The 22,419-nt window shown below is 60.1% G+C and carries 18 protein-coding genes; 11 read left to right on the forward strand and 7 right to left on the reverse strand.

The features are described 5' to 3' along the window. Positions 1 to 405: 405 nt before the first annotated feature. Positions 406 to 732 carry a rhodanese-like domain-containing protein gene (locus tag GSQ94_RS03175; RefSeq protein WP_158941873.1) on the reverse strand — a complete coding sequence of 109 codons (327 nt, stop codon included), beginning with the start codon at positions 730 to 732 and terminating at the stop codon, positions 406 to 408. A gap of 240 nt (positions 733 to 972) precedes the next feature. Between GSQ94_RS03175 and GSQ94_RS03180 the strand changes: the two genes are divergently transcribed. Genes GSQ94_RS03180 through GSQ94_RS03190 form a run of 3 tightly spaced genes read left to right on the forward strand, consistent with a single transcriptional unit; the run spans position 973 to position 4,954 of the window. Then, positions 973 to 2,418, forward strand: coding sequence for a sigma-54 dependent transcriptional regulator (locus GSQ94_RS03180; protein ID WP_254063604.1), 1,446 nt, complete (start codon positions 973 to 975; stop codon positions 2,416 to 2,418). A 2-nt stretch (positions 2,419 to 2,420) separates the two neighbouring features. Next, entirely contained in the window at positions 2,421 to 4,379 is a 1,959-nt protein-coding gene (locus GSQ94_RS03185; protein WP_158941875.1) for a PAS domain-containing sensor histidine kinase, read from the forward strand. Continuing rightward, complete coding sequence (locus tag GSQ94_RS03190) at positions 4,376 to 4,954, forward strand: hypothetical protein (protein WP_158941876.1); 579 nt, start codon at positions 4,376 to 4,378, stop codon at positions 4,952 to 4,954. The genes GSQ94_RS03185 and GSQ94_RS03190 overlap by 4 nt, the downstream gene beginning before the upstream one ends. 32 nt (positions 4,955 to 4,986) lie before the next feature. Here the strand turns inward: GSQ94_RS03190 and GSQ94_RS03195 are convergent, their stop codons facing one another. From GSQ94_RS03195 to GSQ94_RS03205, 3 genes are all read right to left on the reverse strand, one after another. Next, positions 4,987 to 5,541: a dihydrofolate reductase family protein gene (locus GSQ94_RS03195; protein WP_158941877.1), complete on the reverse strand. Its 555-nt coding sequence runs from the start codon at positions 5,539 to 5,541 to the stop codon at positions 4,987 to 4,989. Positions 5,542 to 5,641: 100 nt separating this feature from the next. Next, positions 5,642 to 8,683, reverse strand: a complete 3,042-nt coding sequence (secA, locus tag GSQ94_RS03200) for a preprotein translocase subunit SecA (protein WP_158941878.1) — start codon at positions 8,681 to 8,683, stop codon at positions 5,642 to 5,644. Between the two features lie 115 nt (positions 8,684 to 8,798). Further along, positions 8,799 to 9,353 (reverse strand): DUF4232 domain-containing protein, encoded by a 555-nt coding sequence (locus GSQ94_RS03205; protein ID WP_158941879.1) that lies wholly within the window; start codon positions 9,351 to 9,353, stop codon positions 8,799 to 8,801. A 342-nt stretch (positions 9,354 to 9,695) separates the two neighbouring features. On the opposite strand from GSQ94_RS03205, the gene GSQ94_RS03210 reads away from it, so the two are divergent. Next, entirely contained in the window at positions 9,696 to 10,466 is a 771-nt protein-coding gene (locus tag GSQ94_RS03210) for a DUF4239 domain-containing protein (RefSeq protein ID WP_158941880.1), read from the forward strand. On the opposite strand, the gene GSQ94_RS03215 is transcribed toward GSQ94_RS03210, so the two are convergent. Beyond that, the gene (locus GSQ94_RS03215; protein ID WP_254063627.1) at positions 10,463 to 12,088 is read right to left on the reverse strand and encodes a DHA2 family efflux MFS transporter permease subunit; all 1,626 of its coding nucleotides are present in this window, start codon (positions 12,086 to 12,088) and stop codon (positions 10,463 to 10,465) included. The two genes, GSQ94_RS03210 and GSQ94_RS03215, sit on opposite strands and share 4 nt — an antisense overlap. A gap of 42 nt (positions 12,089 to 12,130) precedes the next feature. On the opposite strand from GSQ94_RS03215, the gene GSQ94_RS03220 reads away from it, so the two are divergent. Further along, positions 12,131 to 12,601 carry a MarR family winged helix-turn-helix transcriptional regulator gene (locus GSQ94_RS03220; RefSeq protein WP_158941882.1) on the forward strand — a complete coding sequence of 157 codons (471 nt, stop codon included), beginning with the start codon at positions 12,131 to 12,133 and terminating at the stop codon, positions 12,599 to 12,601. A gap of 58 nt (positions 12,602 to 12,659) precedes the next feature. Here the strand turns inward: GSQ94_RS03220 and GSQ94_RS03225 are convergent, their stop codons facing one another. Both GSQ94_RS03225 and GSQ94_RS03230 read right to left on the reverse strand, forming a co-directional pair. Continuing rightward, positions 12,660 to 13,406, reverse strand: coding sequence for a hypothetical protein (locus GSQ94_RS03225; RefSeq protein WP_254063606.1), 747 nt, complete (start codon positions 13,404 to 13,406; stop codon positions 12,660 to 12,662). A 280-nt stretch (positions 13,407 to 13,686) separates the two neighbouring features. After that, a complete protein-coding gene (locus tag GSQ94_RS03230) occupies positions 13,687 to 14,493 on the reverse strand; it encodes a trans-aconitate 2-methyltransferase (protein ID WP_158941884.1) in 807 nt (268 codons plus the stop codon). A gap of 96 nt (positions 14,494 to 14,589) precedes the next feature. Between GSQ94_RS03230 and GSQ94_RS03235 the strand changes: the two genes are divergently transcribed. The 6 genes from GSQ94_RS03235 to GSQ94_RS03260 all read left to right on the forward strand — a co-directional run bounded on the left by GSQ94_RS03235 (position 14,590) and on the right by GSQ94_RS03260 (position 22,401). Continuing rightward, a complete protein-coding gene (locus GSQ94_RS03235) occupies positions 14,590 to 15,714 on the forward strand; it encodes an alpha/beta fold hydrolase (protein ID WP_158941885.1) in 1,125 nt (374 codons plus the stop codon). 157 nt (positions 15,715 to 15,871) lie between these two features. Next, entirely contained in the window at positions 15,872 to 17,260 is a 1,389-nt protein-coding gene (locus tag GSQ94_RS03240; RefSeq protein WP_158941986.1) for a dipeptidase, read from the forward strand. Next, a complete protein-coding gene (locus GSQ94_RS03245; RefSeq protein ID WP_158941886.1) occupies positions 17,260 to 17,976 on the forward strand; it encodes a molybdenum cofactor guanylyltransferase in 717 nt (238 codons plus the stop codon). The genes GSQ94_RS03240 and GSQ94_RS03245 overlap by 1 nt, the downstream gene beginning before the upstream one ends. Positions 17,977 to 18,022: 46 nt before the next feature. After that, positions 18,023 to 18,943: an ABC transporter ATP-binding protein gene (locus tag GSQ94_RS03250; RefSeq protein ID WP_158941887.1), complete on the forward strand. Its 921-nt coding sequence runs from the start codon at positions 18,023 to 18,025 to the stop codon at positions 18,941 to 18,943. Between the two features lie 247 nt (positions 18,944 to 19,190). Next, a complete protein-coding gene (locus GSQ94_RS03255) occupies positions 19,191 to 20,705 on the forward strand; it encodes a sugar transferase (RefSeq protein WP_158941888.1) in 1,515 nt (504 codons plus the stop codon). A gap of 16 nt (positions 20,706 to 20,721) precedes the next feature. Next, positions 20,722 to 22,401, forward strand: coding sequence for an NAD+ synthase (locus tag GSQ94_RS03260; protein WP_158941889.1), 1,680 nt, complete (start codon positions 20,722 to 20,724; stop codon positions 22,399 to 22,401). Positions 22,402 to 22,419: the final 18 nt, after the last annotated feature.

Genomic DNA, 22,419 nt, shown 5'->3' on the forward strand with positions numbered 1-22,419 from the left:
CGGGATGAGCAGCTTGGTCAATCTTGGCCTCTTGTCGGGTTGGGTGGTGGTGAGGAATAGAAGGATGTGAAAGGGCTAGGTCAAGTGCAACAGCAGATCCCTATGGGATGACAACCAAAAGGGCAAGCAACGGCAAGTGTTAGTGCAACAGCAGATCCCTATGGGATGACAACCAAAAGGACAGGCAACGGCAAGTGCTAGTGCAACAGCAGATCCCTACGGGATGACAACCAAAAGGACAGGCAACGGCAAGTGCTAGTGCAACAGCAGATCCCTACGGGATGACAACCAAAAGGACAGGCAACGGCAGCTTCAAGTGCAAGTGCAAGTGCAAGTGCAAGTGCAAGTGCAACCGCAACCGCAACTGCAGCGGCAAGAGCTACTTGGACTGCCGGTGCTGCTGGGTTAGTAGCGGGGGATGGTAGGGTCGATGGTGCGGGACCAGGCGTCTATGCCCCCGGCCAGGGATTGGGCGTGCTCGAAGCCTTGATTTCTCAACCACATGGTGACGCTCAGGGAGCGGGCTCCGTGGTGGCAGAGGACGATGATGGGGGCGTCGGGGTCGAGTTCGGTGTGGGCGCGGGAGGGGATTTCGCCCATGGGGATGAGGGTGGAGTTGGGGAGGTGGGCGGTCTGGTACTCCCAGGGCTCGCGAACGTCTAAAAGGAGGGGAGCATTGGGCTGCTGGCTGAGCTTGGAGTAGGCTTCTGCGGTAATTTCGGGCTCTAACATGGTTTCAAGGATATCCTTAGAGGTGGCATTGCGCACAGGGGCCGGACCAGGGCTTTGGTGCGGTCTGCGCGTTGATCGCGGGGAAGAGTTCGCCAGGCACTGTTGCCACTGTTCCGTTTTGAGCAGATTCGTGTCTGGATTCGATTTAAGATGGGCGGTCGAGTTTTTGTATGGCGGGAGTGACTTGTAGACTGCCTTTGGTTTTTGGTTTGGGGTTAACCGGGTTCCGGTTTGGAGAGTGTGTTGGAAAAGGTTCTGATTGTTGAAGATGAAGTTCATGCGCGAAGTGGCCTGACGGAGCTGATCGAGAGCTGGGGCTACCGTGCCGAGTGTGCGGCCGACGGGATGGAAGGTCTGGAGAAGGCGATCTCGTGGGCTCCGGCGATTATTGTGACCGATCTGAAGATGCCGCGGATGGATGGGATGGAGCTGCTGAACCGGATCGGCGAGCTGCCGCAGCGGATTGCGGTGGTGATGCTGACGGCGCAGGGGTCGATTGAGTCTGCCGTGGATGCGATGCGGATGGGCGCGTACGACTACATTCCGAAGCCGGTGGACCCGGTTCGGCTGAAGACGATTCTGCAAAATGCGAGCCTGCAGCGAGAGGCGGATGCAGAGCTGGAGGCGACGGGGCGGCAGCTGCGGGATACGGGCGTGCTGGGACCGATGGTGGGGTCGTCGCCGCAGATGATGGATATCTTCTCGATGATCGAGAGGATTGCGCCGTCGAATGTTTCGGTGCTGGTGACGGGCGAGAGCGGAACGGGGAAGGAGCTGGTGGCGCGAGCGCTGCATGACCTGAGCGCGCGGAGGCTGAAGCCGTTTGTGGCGGTGAACTGCGCGGCGATTCCGGAGACGCTGATCGAGAGCGAGATCTTTGGCCATGAGAAGGGCTCGTTTACCGGGGCGCTGGAGAGACGGGCAGGGTGCTTCGAGCTGGCGGAGGAGGGTACGCTGCTGCTGGATGAGATTGGCGAGATGCCGATGGCGACGCAGGCAAAGCTGCTGCGGGTGCTGGAGGACCGGAAGCTGAGGCGGCTAGGCAGCAAGATTGAGACGCCGGTGGATGTGCGCGTGGTGGCGGCAACGAATAAGGATCCGGAGAAGGCTGTTGCGAGCGGGGAGCTGCGCGGGGATCTTTATTACCGGCTGAATGTTTTCAATATCCAGATGCCGCCGCTGCGGGAGCATTTGATGGATGTGTCGGCGATTGCGGAGAAGATGATCGACGATATGAATGAGCGGCACCACTGCACGGTTGCGGGGCTGAAGGATTCGCTGATGACCCGGCTGGAGGAGTACAAGTGGCCGGGGAATGTGCGGGAGCTGCGGAACACGATTGAGCGAGCGGTGATTCTGGCTGGTAGTGGAATGCTTGGAGTGGAGCATCTGCCGCCACACTTTGGCGAGCCTGGATTTGCGCCGCCGCCTTCTCGGGCGGGTGGAGTGGAGCCGGCGGCGGTGCATGTGGCCTATCCCGATGAGCTGCAGCGGCAGCTGGATGAGACGAACTCGGTTCGAGTCGAGGTGGGGACGACGGTGGACGAGGCGGAGCGTCAGCTGATTTTGAAGACGCTGGTGTCGACGCATAACAACAAGACGAAAGCCGCCGAGATTCTCGGGATCAGCTCGAAGACGCTGCAGAATAAGCTGAAGGAATACTCTAACGCTGCTGTGACGGAGTAGAGATGCGGCTGAAGACCAAGCTGGTGCTCTCGGCAACGGGGCTGACGTTTGCGATCGTGCTGGTGCTGGCGGCTCTGTTTGTGAGCGAACTGCTGCGGCAGAGGATCGAGCAGACGACAGCGGCGAACGACGTGCTGGTGCACGAGGTCTGGCTGGAGATGCGGAAGTCGGTGGAGACGGGGCTACGGGCGAATCCGCCGGTGGACCGGAGCGATGAGGCGCTGCATGCGGCGGTGATGGACGCGCTGCGGAATCAGCCGGAGTTGCGGGATGTGATGAATACGATCGTCCGCTACTCGCCTACGGTGCAGGACGTGAGCGTGACGGACCCGCATGGGATGACGCTGTTGAGTACGGATCCGGATGCGGTGGACGAGCCGGCGGTGTTTCGGTTCAGCCTGGCGGGGCTGCAGACCGGGAGCGTGGCGCACCAGATGAAGGTGGTGTTCGGTAAGCCGCGGGTGCTGGATATCTCGCAGTCACTGGATAGGAACGGGGTGCCGTTTCTGGTGGTGCATGTTGGGGTGAGGTCGACGTTTTTGAAGAATGCGTATGAGCCGTGGCTGCTGGATGCACTGATCTTTGCGGCGCTGGCGGCGTTGGCTTCGGTGCTGGCGGCGGGGTTGCTGGCGAACCTGGCGCTGAGACCGCTGGAGGCGATCAGCACACGGTTGGAGAGTTTGACGCGAGCGGGAGATGCGATTCCGGAGCGATTGCTGGAGAGTCGCAGCACCAGGAACGATACGGTGGTGCGGGTGACGCGGACGCTGGATCGGCTGGGAGAGCAGATGCGCACGCAGGAGGCCGGGTATACGGCACTGCAGGCGAATCTGAACCAGATGCTGGATACACTGCGGGATGGAGTGCTGCTGTTTACGGCGGACCGGCGCGCGGCGATGGTGTCGGATGCGGTGGCGTATTTTCTGGGAGCGCCGCTGAACGAAGATCATGAAAAGCTGGTTGGAATGAGGCTGGAGGAGATCTTTGCGCCGGATAGTGTCCTGGGAGCGGCTGTTCTGGAGGCGTTTGCCGAAGGCGGCCAGGTGAGCGCGCAGGCGGTGACGCTGGAGGATGGTCGGCAGGTGCAGTTTTCGCTGGACCGGATTGAAGATGGGCTGGGCGGCGGAGTGGGGAGTGGGGCGACGCTGTTGACGCTGCGGGATATGGAGTCGGTGGCGCAGCTGGGGCAGGAGTTGGAGGTGGCGCGGCGGCTGGGGGCGATTGGGCGGCTGACGGCGGGCGTGGGGCATGAGGTGAAGAACCCGATCAACGCCATGGTGCTACACCTGGAGCTGTTGCGCGGGAAGCTGGTGACGCATGGGGTTGAGGCGTTTGGCGGTGCGCAGCGGCATGTGGAGATTCTTGCCGGCGAGATGCAACGGCTGGACCGGGTGGTGCAGACGCTGGCAGACTTCTCACGGCCGATGGAGCTGCACCTGCGCGAGCATGATCTGCGGCAGGTAGTGGGCGTGGTGATGGAGCTGACAGCGGCGGAGATGCAGGAGAACCGGGTGCAGGTGGTGGTGAATGCGCCGAAGGAACCCTTGATGGTAAGGGTGGATGCGCAGCTGATGCAGCAGGCGCTGCTGAACCTTTTGTTGAATGGAATGCAGGCGATGCCAGAGGGTGGGGCGATGGTGGTGCGGCTGCGGCGGGATCATCATTTTGCCGTGGTGGAGGTGATCGACGAAGGAGAGGGTATACCTCCGGAGCTATTACCGCGTATCTTCGAACTGTACTTTACGACCAAGCCCAAGGGGAGCGGGATAGGGCTGGCGATGACGTATCGGATTTTGCAGTTGCATGGCGGAGCGATGGAGGTACGATCCAGCGCCGATCCAGATTCGGTCGAGCGAGGTACGACGTTTACGTTCCGATTGCCGGTGGCGACGGGAGTTGGCGAAGGCCGCAAAGCCGCGACGGCTGGTGTAGTCCATAAAGAATTAGGGGAACGGGTTTGAAGGGTACGAGCAACATTACGCAGAAGATCGCATGGACGACTCTCTGGTTTGGTTTGGCAATGGGGTTGGCGGGTTGCCGACACAAGGCGCAGCTTGCGCCTTTGCCCCCCGTGATGGCTCCGGTGGAGCTGGTGGAGATTCCTGAGCCGGACGATCTGCCGATGGTGGAGGAGCCTCCGGCAAAGCTGCCGCCGGTGCCGGTTTCGACCGAGGCAGGGAAGCCGAAGAAGAGGAAGAAGCAGCCGCCGAAGGTAGTTGTGCCAGCTGAACCGGTGGCGGAGACGCAGGTGGCGGGCGTCGGTGCGCCGTCGCCTGGGGATGCTGCCGTGGGCGCGCTGACAGCGGGCGGAGAGACGAATCCCCAGACCAAGCAGGACGCGGAGGAGCTGATTGCTTCGATCGACAAGAGGCTGAACGCGCTGTCTGCGCAGAAGGCTGAGGAGCAGAAGGCCCAGGTGAGCAAGGTGCGGAACTTCTGGAAGGATGCGCAGGATGCACTGAAGTCCGGGGATGCCGAGGGTGCGAAGACGCTGGCGACGAAGGCGAAGCTGCTGCTGGATGATTTGGAGAAGTAGCGGGGTTGGAAGTCAGCTAGTCAGCTGAGGAGCTATCCTGGGATCTCGTAGCGGAGGCGGACAACGCCATCCGCATACTTCCTGACTGAGTGTAAATGAAGGGGTACGTCGCGATGCCGCGGTGCGATGAGTGGGATGCCCTCTCCGATCAGGGTAGGCATAACGTGAATGTCGAACTCGTCGATCTCGCCGGCGTCGAGAAATGAGGCGATCAGTTCTCCGCCACCCATCATCCAGATATTTTTTCCCGGTGTCGTTCGCAGGCGCTGTGCGAACTCTTTCACGGGTTCCGAGACGAACGCTACGCCTGGAGTTTTCTGCCTGGGCGGTTTTCCGGAGAAGACGTAGTTGACGAGCTTGGTGTCGAAGATTCCACCCTTGTTGCCATTTCGCTTGTCATAGTCGAGGGCCCAGTCGTACGTCTTCCGCCGCCATAGGATGGTGTCAATGGTGCGGTAGAACGCTCGCATGCCGTAGTCGGATTTGGAGGGCATGCGGTTCAGCCATTCGATATCGCCGTCTGGCCTGGCGATGTAGCCGTCAGCGCTGGTCGCGATATAGACGATGATCTTTCGCGGTGCGTTCATGCCGTATCATCCCGTTGTTTCGACGTGCAGATGTTGCGCGAAACACTCGACTAAAGATGCTACTTATTCGTTCGTTACCTCGGAACTTGTTTCCTCGCTATCACTGCGCGGTGGCGCCGTGGCACTTTTTGTATTTTTTGCCGGAGCCACAGGGGCACTCGTCGTTGCGGCCTATTTTTTCGCCGGAGTGGCGGGGGCCGGAGCCGTTGGTGTCGGCTGAGGCGGAGCTTACGGCTCGGGCCTGTTCGAGCTCGCGCTGCTTCTTCTTCTGGAACTCGCGCTCTAGGGCGTCGATGGTGGTAGAGGGAGCGCGATTTTGTGGGGGAGCCGGTGCGTTTTGGCGTGCTGCGGGTGCGTTGGTGTGCTGCGGCGGAGGCAGTGCGTTTTGTTGCTGGGGTGCGGCGAGCTCCTGTGCCTGCTGGGCCTGAGCGAGAGCCTGCGAGTGGGCCTGAGCCTGTACGAGCTGCTCGGCGGTCTCGATGGGGGTGCCGTCGGGACCGATGATCTGCATGCGGAAGAGGTGGCGGGCGGTATCTTCCTGGAAGCGCATCATCATGCCTTCGAACATCTCGAAGGACTCTTTTTTGTAGGCGACGAGCGGGTCCTGCTGGGCGTAGCCGCGTAGGCCGATGCCTTCCTTGAGGTGGTCCATGGCGAGGAGGTGATCCTTCCAGAGGCCGTCAAGGACAGAGAGCATGACGATGCGCTCGTGATAGCGCATGGCGGGAGCGCCGAGGATGTTCTCCTTGATGTCGTAGCGGGCGCGGAGTTTTTCGAAGATGGCTTCGCCGAGCTCGTGGCGGTTGAGTTGAGTCGCGTCGATCTCGGTTTCGAGGTGCGCACCGAAGATGTCGTAGATCTGTGCGAAGAGAGGCTCTAGCTTCCACTCGTCGGCGTGGACCTTTTCGGGGGCGTTCTCGTCGAGGATGTTGGAGAGGATGGTGGAGGTGTAGTCCTCGGTGATGAGCTGCTTCTGGTCGACGCCTTCCATGAGCTGGTGGCGGAGGCCGTAGACGGCTTCGCGCTGCTTGTTCATGACGTCGTCGTACTCGAGGACGTGTTTGCGGGATTCGAAGTTTTGAGTTTCGACGGCCTTCTGTGCGGCTTCGATGCGGCGGGAGATCATGCCGGATTCGATGGGGACGCCCTCTTCCATGCCGAGGCGCTGGAGGAGCGTGGAGACCCACTCGCGAGCGAAGATACGCATGAGGTCGTCTTCGAGCGAGAGGAAGAAGCGGGAGGAGCCGGGGTCGCCTTGGCGTCCGGCGCGGCCACGGAGCTGGTTGTCGACGCGGCGTGACTCGTGACGCTCGGTGCCGAGGATGTGGAGGCCGCCAGCGTTGATGACCGATTCGTGTTCGGATTTGGCTGCGCCCTCATGGGCTGCGGTGGCGGCGTCCCAGTTGGCTTGCGTGGTCTCGAACTCCTGACCGGAGTAGTAGAAGCGGACCATGCCGGGGCCGGCGACGGGATTGATTGCGCCTTCGGCGGCAGAGACGGCGCGGGCCTGCTGCTTGCGGACGATGTCCTGACGGGCCATGAACTCGGCGTTGCCGCCGAGGAGGATGTCGGTGCCGCGGCCTGCCATGTTGGTGGCGATGGTGACCATGCCGAGACGACCGGCCTGGGCGACGATCTCGGCTTCCTTCTCGTGGAACTTGGCGTTGAGGACGACGTGGCGGACGCCTTTGCGCTTGAGGATCTCGGAGAGGAGTTCAGATTTTTCGATGGAGGTGGTGCCTACGAGGACGGGCTGCTTTTCGGCATGGAGGCGAGCGATCTCGTCGGCGACGGCGAAGTATTTTTCCTGCGCGGTGCGGTAGACGACGTCGGCGTTTTCGATGCGGAGCATCTTGCGGTTGGTGGGGGTTACGACGATGTCGAGCTTGTAGATCTTGTCGAATTCGGCGGCTTCGGTCTCGGCGGTGCCGGTCATGCCGCTGAGTTTTTTGTACATGCGGAAGTAGTTCTGGAAGGTGATGGTGGCGAGGGTCTGGTCTTCCTTGCGGATGGCCACGCCTTCCTTGGCTTCGACGGCCTGGTGGAGTCCGTCGGACCAGCGGCGACCGGGCATGAGGCGGCCGGTGAACTCGTCGACGATGATGACTTCGCCGTCTTTGACGACGTACTCGACGTCGCGCTTGTAGAGGGAGTGCGCTTTGATGGCGACTTCGACGTGATGCTTGAGATCCCAGTTCTCGGGGTCGGCGATGTTGCCGATGCCGAGGAGTTCTTCGATCTTCTCCCAGCCCTCGTCGGTGACGGTGATGGAGCGGGTCTTTTCATCTACGACATAGTCGCCGGACCAGGTCTTGGTTTCGACAGTCTCGATGAGTTCGCCGAGGACGAGCTTGGGGATGATGACGTTGACGCGGGCGTACTTGTCGGTGGTCTGGTCGGTGGGGCCGGAGATGATGAGTGGGGTGCGGGCCTCGTCGATGAGGATGGAGTCGACTTCGTCGACGATGCAGTAGTAGTGGCCGCGCTGCACCTGATCCTTGATCTCGAACTTCATGTTGTCGCGGAGGTAGTCGAAGCCGAACTCGTTGTTGGTGCCGTAGGTGATGTCGGAGGCGTAGGCGTCGCGGCGCTGCTGGTCGTCGAGGTCATGGACGATGACGCCGACGGTGAGTCCGAGGAAGCCGTAGATCTTGCCCATCCACTCGGCGTCGCGCTTGGCGAGGTAGTCGTTGACGGTGACGACGTGGACACCGCGTCCGGCGAGGGCATTGAGATAGCAGGGAAGGGTGGCGACGAGGGTTTTACCTTCGCCGGTCTTCATCTCGGCGATCTTGCCGGAGTGGAGGACGATGCCGCCGAGCATCTGCACATCGAAGTGACGCATGCCTACGGCGCGCTTACCGGCTTCGCGGACGACGGCGAAGGCTTCGGGGAGGATGGCGTTGAGGGCTTCTTTTTCGGCGGCGTAGCGCTCGTCGGCGTTCTCAGGGGTGTCTGCGATGTTGGAGATGGCCGCGGCGATGCGCAGGCGGAACTCGGCGGTCTTATTGCGCAGGCCTTCGTCGGTAAGGGCCTGGATGGCCGGCTCGAGCGCGTTGATCTGCGCGACGGTGGGCTGGATGCGCTTGACGGCGCGTTCGTTGCTGGTGCCAAAGACTTTTGCAATGACTGAGTTGAGCAAAACGGTATCCTTCGGGGCGCACTTTGTCCCAAGTACTAGTGTAACTGGTAGCGGGTGGCGCGGTTAGGGTGGAGTTGGCCGTTCGTGGCGGCGAAGTCGGGCGGCGATGGGCGCGCTAGGACTTCGAGCGGACGTAGACCGGATCGCGCTTGAGATAGGCGAAGCGATACTTGGCGTCCTGGCCGGAGGGGCCGCAGAGGTGGCCTGTGAAGGGGGCGCGGAGGACGTCGGTTCCGATGGAGACGGCGACGGCGGCCGGGGTGAAGCACTTGCTGTTGTCGAAGACTTCGCTGGAGACCCAGTGCAGCTCGCCGGTGGCTTCGGCGTTGGCCGGAATGGCCACGGGCAGGATGACCGGGCCGGGATGCATGCCGGGCGGAGTCTCGAGAGAGATGGGGAGTTTGGTGTTGGAGGCGTCTTCGAAGGTTAGAGCGGGGCGGCCCGAGACGGTGCAGGTTTGGGAGCCGATGTTGCGGAGGACGAGGAGCGTGCCGGACTGCGACATGCCGTCGAAGTTGCCGCCTTCGCCGTCGAAAGAGAGTGAGAGCTGTGCCGCGGTGCAGGCCAGAAGCGCGGATGCTGAGGGCAGAGGGGCCGCGCTCGCGGAAGACGCGAGGATGAGCACCACTGCTACTACGACATAGACCGCGTTAGAGGCTGGTTTGGTCACTCTAGGGATTTTAGTCTTTCTTGGGACGAATGTTGAGATGTTTTCGGAGTGTGGTTGGATGCGGCTGTCCGTGGAGGCCTTGGATGGATTCGCCTGAATAAATAGGGGGCCTACCCCAGGGGATAAAGCCCCTTCTGCGAGTTGGGATGTAGAGGGCCAAGGCTGAAGCCTTGGCGTACCTAGAAGCAGAGGCTCAGAAGCAAATATTGAAAGCAATTGCTTAAGGACAAGTGTTTTCCTGTTGTCGTAGTAGATGGCCAAGCTAGCAAGGGAATGGCTTGAAGAGAGCTTGCGATGTACTCTGGCTTGTCGGCGGAAGCTTTTTAAGCGGGTGAACTAACGATGCTGAGTTATGTGCAGAGCGGATTGCTTATTCTTCTGGCGCTGGTGGTGTCGATTGTGATGGTGGCGGTGCTCAATCGGGTTTGGCCGATTCATCACCGAAAACTAATCAATGACGTGACGGGATGGCAGCTTGGGATTCTGGGGACGACCTATGGGGTGATCCTGGGGTTCATGCTTTATACGGTGTGGACGGACTTTCACGTGGCCGAGGTGAACACGACGCTCGAGGCGACTTCGCTGTTGAATGTGTCGCGCGTTGCGATGGAGCTGCCGTCTCCCGACCGTGAAGCGATGCATGGAATGGCGATGCGGTATGCGGATGCGGTGTTGAACGAGGAGTGGCCGGCGATGCGACGGCAGGAGGAGAACCATGCCAGCGAAGCCGTAGCTGCCGAGATGTGGAGACTGATCGCAGAGACGAAGATCGATGGGGAGGCGGCAGGCAATAGCGTGGACCATCTGACGAGCTCGTTGAGCGATCTGACGGAGAGGCGCAACCTGAGAGAGGAGGAGTTGAGTGTTCGGCTTCCGGCGATGCTGTGGATTTTGCTGATGGCGGGTGCGGGCGCGACGGTGGGGTCTTCATGCGTCCTGGGGAACGACAATCGGTGGCTGCACTACTTTCAGGTGCTGGCGCTGACGTTCGTGGTGGCGGTGGCGATCGCATCGATTGCGGATCTGGCGAGGCCGTTTGAGGGGTCGGTGGCGGTGAGTCCGGCTGCGTTTGAACGAGTGCAAAAGACGATGCAGAGGGATGCGGCTCGCTAATGTCCCATGTCTTCGGGCCGAGGCTTTGCGGCTTTGGTGGGGAGACGCATGATGAAGGGCAGCGGCGTGAGTACGAAGATGGTGCCGGCGAGGATGGCGAAGGCGTTTTTGTAGCTGAGCATGGAGGCCTGGCGAAGCATGTCCTGGTAGGCCTGGCCCATGGCCATCTGTGTGGCGTTGGCGGCGGAGATGCCTTGCGACATCAGCATCTCTTTCATGCGGTCCATGTAGAGGTTGTAGGGGACGCTGCCGCGAACGACGTTGGCGGAGAGGGCGGCCTGCTGGACCTGCGAGCTGCGCGCGAGATAAGTGGTGAGGAGCGCGGTGCCGGCGCTGCCGCCGAGATTGCGCGCGAAGTTGGAGAGGCTGGAGATCTGGTTGGTCTTGCTGGCGGGGACGCCGACGTAGTTAAGAGTGCTGATAGGGATGAAGATGAAGGCGAGGCCGATGACCTGCAGCATGCGCCAGAGGGTGACGGTGCCGAAGGCCGTGTTGAGGTCGAGGCGTGTGAGGTTGTAGATGCCGATGGCGGTGACGAGATAGCCAAGGCAGACCATGAGGCGGGGATCGAATTTGCCGAGGCTTCGGCCAGCGACGAACATCATCAACATCATGACGAAGCCTGCGGGGGAGAGGACCATGCCGGCGCGCTCTGCAGTGTAGCCGAGGAGAGCTTGCAGGTACTGCGGGATGAGGACGGTTGAACCGAAGAGCACCATCCCGAGGACGAGCTGGAGGAAGACGGCGGTGCCGAAGTTGCGGTTCTTGAGAAGCTTGAGGTCCACGATGGGGTCGGGGTGGTTCCACTCCCAGAAGGCGAAGAAGATGAGCGTAGCCGCGGCGAGAATCGCGAAGGTGACGATCATTGGCGAGCCGAACCAGTCTTTTTCCTGGCCTTTGTCGAGGGTGAACTCGAGACAGCCGACGCCGAGGGCTACGAGGCCGAGACCGAGGAAGTCGATCTTGAGGTGCTTAGCCTGCTCCATGCGCTCTTTGAGGTGTGGCGGATCTTCGACCATGCGGTTGCTGAGATAGAGCGAGATGAGGCCGATGGGGATGTTGATGAAGAAGATCCAGTGCCAGTTGAAGTTGTCGGTGATCCATCCGCCGAGGGTTGGTCCGATGGCAGGCGCGACGACGACGGCCATGCCGTAGACGGCGAAGGCCTGGCCGCGTTTTTCGATGGGGAAGGTGTCGGCGAGGATGGCCTGCTCGCTGGGCGCGAGACCGCCGCCGCCCGCGCCCTGCAAGATGCGCGCGACGATGAGCAGGGGAAGCGTGTTGGCGATGCCGCAGAGGAAGGAGCAGACGGTGAAGAGCGCGACGCAGACCATGTAGAAGCGCTTGCGTCCGAAGCGGTTGGAGAGCCAGCCGGAGATGGGGAGAACGATGGCGCTGGAGACGAGGTAGCTGGTAAGGACCCAGGTGGCTTCTTCGGAGCTGGCGCCGAGTGTGCCTGCGATGTGCGGCAGAGCGACGTTGGCGATGGAGGTGTCGAGCACCTCCATGAAGGTGGCGAGGGTGACGGTGAGGGCGATGGCCCAGGGGTTGTGATGGGGCTTCCATGCGGCGGGCGCGGCCACGGGGATGGGCCGGGCGAGCGCGGACGAGGGTGCGGTCATGGTTGCCATATCAGTCTCCTGATATGATATCAGGAGACTGATATGGTTTCTATTAATTTGAACGGAACGAAACGGCAGGTGGAGAGACGGCGGGCTGCGCAGATGATGAAGCGCATTCTGATCCACTTTCGCAGCCAGATGGACGAGGCGCTGCGTCCACAGGGCGTGACGACGGCGCAGCTGCATGTTTTGAAGACGATTCGCGATGAGCCCGGGGTTTCAGGGGCTCAGCTGGCACGATTGTGCTACGTCACACCGCAGTCGGTGCAGTCCTTATTGATGGGGCTGGAACGAGATGGATGGATCGTGCGGAGTAAGGGCCGGGGCAACGATCGGATTCTTATGACGCAGATTACGCCTGAAGGGGAGAGGTTGCTGGAGACCGCGGAGAAGGCGGCGAAGGTGATTGAAGGGAAGTTGTGGCGGGGGGTGGCTGAGGGTTCGATTGCGGCTTTGAATGGAGTGTTGGAGCAGTGCCTTGCGAATCTCGGGCCTGAGGCGGATGGCCGTTAGGTACGTTGAACTTGAAGAGACAGACCGGCACCTGATCGCGCAGATGCCGGTTCTGGATTTAGTTGGTGGACTTTTTGACGTGGAAGAGCGCGTGGTTGATGTCTGGCCAGAACTCGTGCACCAGGAAGGTTCCTGCGTCGATGCCTATGCTCGAGCCCCATTTGCTTGCGGTGTTGCCAAAGGTACGTTCGCGCGAGGGGTAGTAGAGGTTCGAGATTCCCGCCGCGGCTCCTGCTCCAACGATCTCACTGATGTTGAAGGTTTCGTTCCCAGCGTCGTTTCGGGTGATGACGACGCGGCTGATGGAGTATTCGGCGCGCTTGAGGAAGCCTCCGCTTCCGAGAGTGTAGTAGCGGTTGTCTTCGTGAGTCAGGACGGGTCCGATGAACTCGACGAAGTAGTTTTCACTGGCCTGGTCGACGAAGCTATGCCAGTAGTAGCGAGCGTATCCGGCAGCGCCCTGGTGGAATTCGGGGGTGTCATTTGTGGCTTGATCGATGCCGGCGGTGAAGGCGGGCAGAAGTAACGCAGAGTAGTCGAAGCTGTCCTGCGTGGCGGTGAGGAACTTTTCCTTTACTGTTTGTGGTGGCAGGTGGACGTTGGCGCTGACGGCACGAAAGTTGGGGAAGATGCCGAGGATGCGCTTGGTCTGCTGGCCTTCGCCCTGGGCGGCTGCTGAGGAGGAGTCGTGCGACTGCTGCGAAGCCTGGGGGGCGTCGGGGAGGTTGGAGTTGTCGAGCGAGGAGGATGTGAAGTCAGTACTGGCTGTGTGGAGCGTTGCTGGCGTGTCCGAAAGGGCGTTCAATCTGTTCTGGGAGTTGTCTTGTGCGTGTGCGTTTCCACAGAAAAGACACAGTGACAGGAACAAATTTGCGGCGCTGAGAGTGTAACTTGATTTTATTTTCATAGGCTTTATTGAGTTGATTCATTGGTTTGATGCAGAAGTAGGATGTTTTGGTGTGTCGTGAAGATTCATTCCTGCCCGGTTTTTGATTGGGCGCTGTGGATCGACTCCTTTCAACCAACCTTTGAGGCTAAAAGTAAGACGAGCGTGGCGCAGGGGTGTCGTGGAGATTTTGCTTTGTTTAGTGCAAGGTGGCGTGGAAGCGGAGCCGTACATAGTCCGCGCTCCAGTTGCCGTCGGCGTCGCGGAGGATGGGCTCGAGCAGAGCGATGGTGTTGGCAAGGGCGGTTGCGCGATCGGTGGGTGAGAGGTGGTCAAGGACTCCGTTACGGAAGGTGTTGAGCCATGACCCCATGCCATTGGGAAGCGGGGTGGGACGAGGGATGAGTTCGATGGACTGGATTTTAAAGCCGGCGGCTTCGAGGAGGCGACGATAGAGAGCAGGTGAAGGAAAGAAGCTGGCGGCGGTGGCTTCGGCGTCGATATGGAAGGGCGCGAGGGTGGCCTTGAGTGCGGTGCGGATGGCGGCGATGTTGCCCTGGCCGCCCATCTCGGCGACGAAGCGGGCCTTCGGATTTGAGCTGCGCAGCGCGCTATGGACTCCGGAGAGCATGGCCTGATGGCCAGAGACGCCGGTGATCCAGTGGAGGGCAGCGTTGGAGAAGACGGCGTCGAACTGCTGGTGGTAGGGGAGTGCGGTGGCGTCCTGCTGCTCGACATTAAGGTTGCGCTGACGGGCTGCCGCGAGCATGGCGGCCGAGGCATCTACGCCGATGACGATGGCTCCGGTGGAGGCGAGCTGCTCGGTGAGGACACCGTCGCCGCAGCCGAGATCGAGGATGTGCTCGCCTGGTTGCGGGGCGAGGAGAGCGACGACACCGGTGGCGAGATTAGCAACGAAACGTCCGTTGGCGGCATAGGCTTGGGTGTTCCAGGTTTGCCCCGTGGAGAGAGGAGTGCTCGAGGAGTGTTCAGTCTCGGTCTTCATGGAATCATTGTCGCTCTGTGGAGTGGGGCGTGTGGGGATGATAAGAATTTCGATACATGACATAAGCGGAACGGTTGGATAGTAAGATCGCTTCAAATGAAGAGACAGGTGTGTTTTCTTTTTCTGATGGGGCTGCTTGCTGGTGGCTCGTGCGCGTGGGGACTAGAGAAGCCGGTTCGGCATGAGTTCGTGATTAAGAACTTCAAGACCGAGAGCGGAGTGGTGCTTCCTGAGGCCCACGTGGTGTATGGGACGTATGGGCATCTGAACGCGGCGCACAGTAATGCAGTGCTGCTGCCTTCACACTACATGGCGAAGCTTGATGGCTATGAGTGGTTGATGGGGCCAGGGAATGCGCTGGATACCGACAAACTTTTTCTGGTGACGACGGAGCTGTTCGGCAACGGGAGCTCGTCTTCGCCGAGCAATACGCCGGAGCCGTTCCATGGGCCGAGGTTTCCAGTGATGACGATTCGCGACAATGTGCAGGCGGTGCATCAACTGTTGACGGAGGATCTGAAGATTGCACATCTGAAGGCGATCATCGGATTTTCGATGGGGGCGCAGCAGGCGTTTCAGTGGGCGGTGAGTTACCCGGTGATGGCGGATAGGATTGTGGCTACGTCAGGGACCGCGAAGACGTATGGGCACGGCTTTGTGCGATTGGAGGGGGAGATTGCCGCGATTGCCGCGGATGAAAAGTTCAAGGGCGGCGATTACACGGAGGAGCCGACAGCGGGGATCAATGCGTTTGGCCTGGTATGGGCGGCGTGGCTGTACTCGCCGGAGTGGTGGCGGGATGAGCTTTGGCGAGTAGATGCCAAGCCGGGGACGACGTTTCAGAGCGTGGTGGACGAGTTTCGAACACAGTTCATTCCGGGGGCGGATGCGAACGATTTGATTCTGCAGATGCGGACCTGGGAGAGGCACGATGTGGGGACGACGCCGGGGTTCGGTGGAGATACGAAGAAGGCACTGGGTTCGATCAAGGTGCCCTTCTTGTATATGCCATCTATGACGGATCAGTACTTTCCAGTGGGCGATGCGCGGTACGAAGCGCAGTTTATGCCTACGGTTTCGCTGCTGCCGATTCCTTCGTTGTGGGGGCATCCAGCGGGTGCAGCGGCTAGTCCGGCGGATGGGCGGTTTTTGAATGAAAATATTACGAAGTTTCTGGCTGGAGAGCCGGTGGCTGCGGAGAAGGTCGTGAAGGTGAATTGAGTTTGCTGCGATGCGATGGGACGGCGAGCGGTAAGCTTGCCGTCCTTTGTCGGTTAAGCGAGGGAGTGGGGATCTTCCTTATACTTATGTTTCGATTGCGCGGCGAATGAAGGTCGCGTGCGGAAGAATTTGGGAGAGTGGACCAGTGACGACGAAGATGATGGCGGCGGTTGCGTTTGCGCAGAAGAACGAAGGGCGATTTGTGGACGAGCTGAAGGCGCTGTTGCGGATTCCTTCGGTGTCGACGGCTCCGGAGCATGTGGGCGATGTGCGGCGGGCTGCGGAGTTTGTGGCGGCGGAGCTGAAGCGGATTGGGATGGAGAACGTTCGTCTGATTGAGACGACGACGGCGGAGCGAAACGGGCATCCGCTGGTGTATGCGGATTGGCTGCATGCTGGGAAGGCTGCGCCTACGGTTCTTTGTTATGGGCACTACGATGTGCAGCCTGCGGAGCCTCTGGATGAGTGGAAGACGCCGCCGTTTGAGCCGACGGAGCGCGATGGAAATATCTATGCTCGCGGCGCGGTGGATGACAAGGGGCAGATGTGGATGCATGTGAAGGCGCTGGAGTCGCTGATGGCGGCTGGTGGCGGGACGCTGCCGGTGAATGTGCGGGTGATCGTTGAAGGTGAGGAAGAGGTTGGGGGTGAGGGGATCGCCGCGTTTGTGCGGGAGCATGGCGATCAGTTGAAGGCGGATGTGGCGCTGGTGAGCGATACGGAGATGTTTGCACCGGAGCTGCCGACGCTTTGTGTGGGTCTGCGCGGGATGATCTATACGGAGATCGAGGCGCGCGGGGCGAAGGTTGATCTGCACTCGGGGATGTATGGCGGGGCGGCGCCGAATCCGTTTGTGGCGCTGGCGCAGGTGATTGCGAAGCTGAAGGATGAGAATGGAAAGATTTTAATTCCAGGATTTTATGACAAGGTGCAGAAGCCCACGGCGGATGAGCTGAAAGCGTGGAAGGCGCTGCCGTTCGATGAAGAGCACTATCGCGAGAGCGAGGTTGGATCGAGTGTGTTGACGGGTGAGCCGGGGTTGAGCGTTCAGGAGCGGACGTGGGCGAGGCCGACGCTCGATGTGCATGGAATGCCGGGCGGGTTTATCGGGGCTGGAGCGAAGACGGTGATTCCCGCGAAGGCTGTGGCGAAGGTAAGCATGCGGCTGGTGCCGGATATGACGCCGGCAGAGAGCTTCGCGAAGTACAAAGCTTATGTGGAGTCGATTGCGCCGAAGGGAGTTGCGCTGGAGGTGCGATTGATTCATTCGGGAGATCCGATTGTGGTGAGCACGGATAACTCTTACGTGAAGGCTGCGACGGAGGCGATGCGCGAGGTCTTCGGCAAGGAGACGGTGTTTGTGCGTGGGGGCGGATCGATTCCGATTGTGGGGGACTTTGTGCGTGAGCTGAAGATCCCCACGGTGATGATGGGGTTTGGGTTGCCGGACGATAACCTTCATGCGCCGAATGAGAAGTTTCATCTGGCGAACTTCTACCGGGGGATCGAGTCGATTGTGCGGTTTTTGAGCGGCGTGGGTGCCTGATGACTCCGGGGACTCCCTCTGAGATTGGCGGCTATGTGCTGGCGGGTGGGAAGAGTTCGCGGATGGGCCGGGACAAGGCTTTGCTGGAGCTTGGCGGGAAGCCGCTGGTGCTTCACGCGGTGGTGAAGCTTCGGCGGGTGTGTCTCGAGGTTAATGTGCTGGGCGACAATCCGGCACTGGATGCCTATGCGCCGCAGGTGAAGGATCTGCATCCGGGATGTGGGCCGATGGGCGGGATGGAGGCTGCCTTAGCCCACTCGCGATACGACTGGAATCTTTTTCTGCCGGTGGATGTGCCGTTCGTGCCTTCGGCCTATCTGAGCGGGTGGGTGCGGCATACGTTGCCGCTTGCGGAGACGCGAGTGAGGATGTTCACGGTGGATGGTATGCCTCAGCCAACACTGGCGATGGTGCATCGCGAGGTGCGGCCTTTTCTGACGGAGGCGCTGGAGCGCGGGGAGTACAAGCTGCTTCCTGTTTTGGAGAGAGCTTGTGTTGAGATTTCAGTTGCGAAGGGGCTGCCCCCGGGCGTGGGGATGTGGAAGATTCCTTACTGGTCTGGGTTTACCTCGAAGCCCGGCCCTCAGCGGAAGGGCGAGGACTGGCAGTACACGACGGAGGCGCAGGAGCGTGGGAGTGGCAGATGGTTTGCGAATCTGAATACGCCGGAGGAGTTTGCCGAGGCGGAACGGAATCTCGATGCGCTGGATACTTAGGCAGGGGGATGGGGTAGGCTTAAGCAGTTGATGGGAGAGTGCAGGCATGGCTGAGCCGGATGACAAGGTTGAGGAACAACGACCCGAGGTGACTGCGGATACTCCGCTGATCGAGAGTGTGTCGGAGGAGGTGTCGGCCCAGGTGGGCGACTTTATGGAGCAGGCGGCGCAGCAGAATGAAGCTGCCGCGGAGGCTCTGCCTGAGGTCAAGAATCAGCCGGGCCCGTATATCTCGTTCGAGCATGTGTACAAGTCGTTTGGCGAGTTTGTGGTGCTGGAAGATGTGAGCTTCTACGTGTTGCCGGGCGAGACGCTGTGCATCCTGGGGCGAAGCGGCGTGGGCAAATCGGTGTCGCTGCAGATGCTGCTGGGTTTTTTGAAGCCGGATAAAGGCATGATCAAGGTAGCCGGGGAGAATATCTGCGGTTTCAAAGAGAAGGAGTTACAAGAGATTCGCCGTAAGGTGACGATGGTGTTTCAGAACGGGGCGCTGTTCGACTCGATTACAGTGGGGGAGAACGTTGCGTTTCCGATGCGCGAGCGCGGCGAGATGGCGGAGGATCAGATTCTGCAGGTGGTGAAGGGTCTTCTGGAGATGGTGGGCGTGGCCGGGATGGAGGGTTTGCTGCCGTCGGATCTTTCGACGGGAATGAAGCGTTCGATCGCGATTGCGCGGGCGCTGGCGTCGCAACCGGAGGCGGTGCTGTACGACGAGCCAACGACGATGGTGGACCCGCTGATGGCGCATCTTCTCGGAGATTTAATCGAACGGCTGAAGCAACAGCTTCACCTGACCAGCATCGTCGTGACTCACGATATGCGGCTGGCGAAGAAGCTGGCGGACCGAGTGGTGTTTTTGAACGCGGGCAAGGCAATTTTCTTTGGAACGATGGCCGAGATGGAGCGCAGCACGGATCCGATTCTGCAGGAGTTTCTGGCGCTCGATGAGCTGGTTACGCCAGTATAGACCGGTCAGGTTACAAATTCCGATACGAAGGTAAGGCACGTCTTCTAAAGGTGTTACACGGAAGTTGCAGGGCACCTTGCTATGTATTGCCAAGCCCCTTTGCGAGACGTATCCTCCAGATAACATCCATTGTTGAAGTTGTGCGCATCCCTGTAACATTTTCTTATTTTCTCGACGGCTTCCTGAGCTTCGATTCAGGCATCCTACGATTAGATCCCTTGGATCATCCAGTTGAAAGGCGTTCGCCATGGCGACACCGGATTATCTGCAACAAGTCATCGTCTCAGAGAGAAAATACGCAGGGAATGGCCGACAGGCGTCTCGGGCAGGCGGCGGAGTATTCCGCAGGCCATCGGTGACGAGCACGGTATGGGCCTCGCTGGATGTTCTGACGGTGGTGGTTGCGGCTGTGGCTGCGTTGCGATTCCGAGTAGACACGCCGGCAGATGTGCCGGCTCTGCATGTTCTGCCGCACCTGATCAAGTCCTCTCCGAATCTCCTGTTCTTCTACATCGCGTGGTATGCGATCTGCTTGATTTTTTTTACGCGGTCGTATGGTTTGTATGGCACGATCCAGCACCATAGCGGGTTGCATGAGCAGAGGATGACGATTCAGGCGTCGCTGACCTCCGGTCTGCTGCTGTGCGGGACGCTGTACCTGTCGAGCGGGGAGGCTATCTCCCGGATCGTGGTTGGACTGATGGTTGTGTTCACGACGATGCTGCTGTGTCTGCGACGTGCGTTGTGGCGTCGGATGGTCTATCGGCGCTTCCGTGCGGGGATTGAGACGCGAAATGTTTTGATTGTGGGCGCTGGGCGTGTGGGGCACGCGCTGAGGAATCACATCGACACGTTGCAGCACCTAGGATTTCGCTTCAAGGGCTTTGTCGCGTTGACCGAACGCGAGGCGGAGTCAGGCAATGCGGATGTGATCGGCGATGCGCGGAACTGCCTGTCGCTGGCGCGGTCGCTGTTTGTGGATGAGATCTTCTTTTCCGTTCCGGCGGAGGAGAAGATGGTGATCAGCATGGTGGAAGAGGCGCGGATCGCAGGGATCGATGTACGCGTGGTTCCTGATATGTACGACGGGCTGGCCTGGAACGCGAAGGTCGAGTATGTTGGACAGTTTCCGACGATTCCGTTGCATCGCAGGGATTTTCCGATCGGTGGGTTTTTGCTGAAGCGAGTGCTGGATACCACTGTTTCGTTTCTCGGGCTACTCATCGCTTCTCCTGTGATGCTGGCGATTGCCATTGCAATCCGGATGGACTCGCCGGGAGCAATTTTTTATAAGGCGCAGAGAATTGGTCGCAAGGGGCGGGCGTTTTCCTGCTACAAGTTCCGCACGATGGTGCAGGATGCGGATAGGATGAAGGCCGATCTTGAACATATGAATGAGCGCGACAGTGTGCTGTTCAAGATAAAAAAAGATCCTCGCATTACGAAGGTCGGCAAGGTGCTGCGGAAGTATTCGCTGGACGAACTGCCGCAGTTTTATAACGTGTTGAAGGGTGATATGAGCCTGGTGGGACCGAGGCCTCCGATGGCGGCCGAGGTGGAACAGTACGACCTGGTGCATCTGCGGCGGCTGGATGTGCTGCCCGGGATTACTGGTTTGTGGCAGGTGGAGGCGCGGCAGGATCCTTCGTTTGACAGCTACATCTCCCTGGATACGGCGTATGTCGAGAACTGGAACCTGATGATGGATCTGCGTATCCTGGCGCGAACGGTGGGTGTGGTGTTGAGCGGGACAGGCTCGTAAGCGTTAGACTTGAAGAGTGAAGATAGCGCTTGCCCAGATCAACCCGACGGTGGGTGACTTCGCCGGGAACGCGAATAAGATTCTTGAATTTGCAGCTCGTGCCGAGGGTTTGGGCGTGGACCTCGTGGTCTTTCCTGAGCTTGCAGTGTGCGGATATCCACCTGCGGACTTTCTGGAGAAGGCTTCGTTTCTTGCGCGGGCGGAGCAGGTGGTGGTTGAGCTTGCGGGGTGGACGGCGGTGGCGGGGCGGCCTGCGATTCTGTGCGGTACCGTGATGGCTTCGCGGGCCAGCGCGGGCAAGCAGGTACGGAATGTCGCGGCAATGCTTGATGGGGGACGAGTGAGTTTTGTGCAGCAGAAGATGCTGCTTCCGTTCTACGACGTCTTCGATGAACAAAGATACTTTGAGCCGGCGGTGGAGCAAACGCTGGTGTGCCTTCGAGGCGAGCCGCTGGCGATCACTATCTGCGAGGACGCCTGGAACGATAAGGGTTTCTGGCCGCGGCAGATGTATCCAGTGGATCCGGTTGAGAGGTTGATGGAGAAGTGGGAGTCGCAGCCGCAGGACCTTGTGGGTATGCCGAAGGTGATTTTGAATATCTCGGCTTCACCGTACTGGCAGGGAAAGCCGCAGGTGAGGCAGAGCATGTTAGGGGCGCTGGCACGACGGCACGGCGCGTTTGTTGCGATGACAAACCAGGTGGGTGGAAACGACAGCCTGGTATTTGACGGCTCGTCGCTGGCGATTCGGCCGGACGGCGAGGTGGTGGCTCGGGCGGCTGCGTTTGCGGAGGATCTGGTCGTCTTCGATACCGAGGACGGCGCCGCTGTTGCCGCTGAGGCGGAGGTGGACGAGGTTGCTGCGATGTGGAGCGCGCTGGTTCTGGGGACCCGGGACTATGTGCGGAAGTGCGGATTCAGCAAGGTGCTGGTGGGATTGAGCGGGGGAATCGATTCGGCGCTGGTGGCGGCGATTGCGGTGGAGGCAGTGGGGAAGGAGAACGTGATTGGCGTAGGGATGCCGACGGAGTACTCGTCGCTGGGCTCGATCGACGATGCGCGGAAGCTGGCGAAGGGCCTGGGGGTGCGGTTTGAGCTGCTGCCGATTCACGACGTGTTCGCGCAGTTTCAGCAGGTGCTGCAGCCGCTGTTTGCGGGAACGGAGTTTGGACTAGCAGAGGAGAACCTGCAGCCGCGGATTCGCGGGACGCTGCTGATGGCGCTGTCGAACAAGTTCGGCGCGCTGGTGTTGACGACCGGGAATAAGAGCGAGATGTCGACGGGATACTGCACGCTGTATGGCGATATGGTCGGGGCGCTGGCGGTGATCGGCGACGTGATGAAGACGCGGGTGTATGCGTTGAGCCGGCATGTGAATCGTGTGCGGGAGGTTATCCCGTGGGAGACGATCTCGAAGCCGCCTTCAGCGGAGCTGCGGCCGGAGCAGCTGGATACGGACTCGCTGCCGCCCTATGACGTGCTCGATCCGATTCTCGAGGCATATGTGGAGCGTTACTGCTCTGCGGAGCAGATTGCCTCGGAGCAGGGAGTGGATGTGGGGCTGGTGAAGTCAGTGCTGCAGCTGGTGGAGCGGAGTGAATATAAGCGGCAGCAGGCGGCCCCAGTGTTGAAAGTTACGAGAAAGTCGTTCGGAATGGGCCGGCGGTTTCCCATTGCGGTCAAGGTTCAGGTGTAATAAGAGTGCTGCGCGGAT

The sequence above is a fragment of the Granulicella sp. S190 genome (assembly GCF_009766095.1).
GTDB lineage: Bacteria > Acidobacteriota > Terriglobia > Terriglobales > Acidobacteriaceae > Edaphobacter.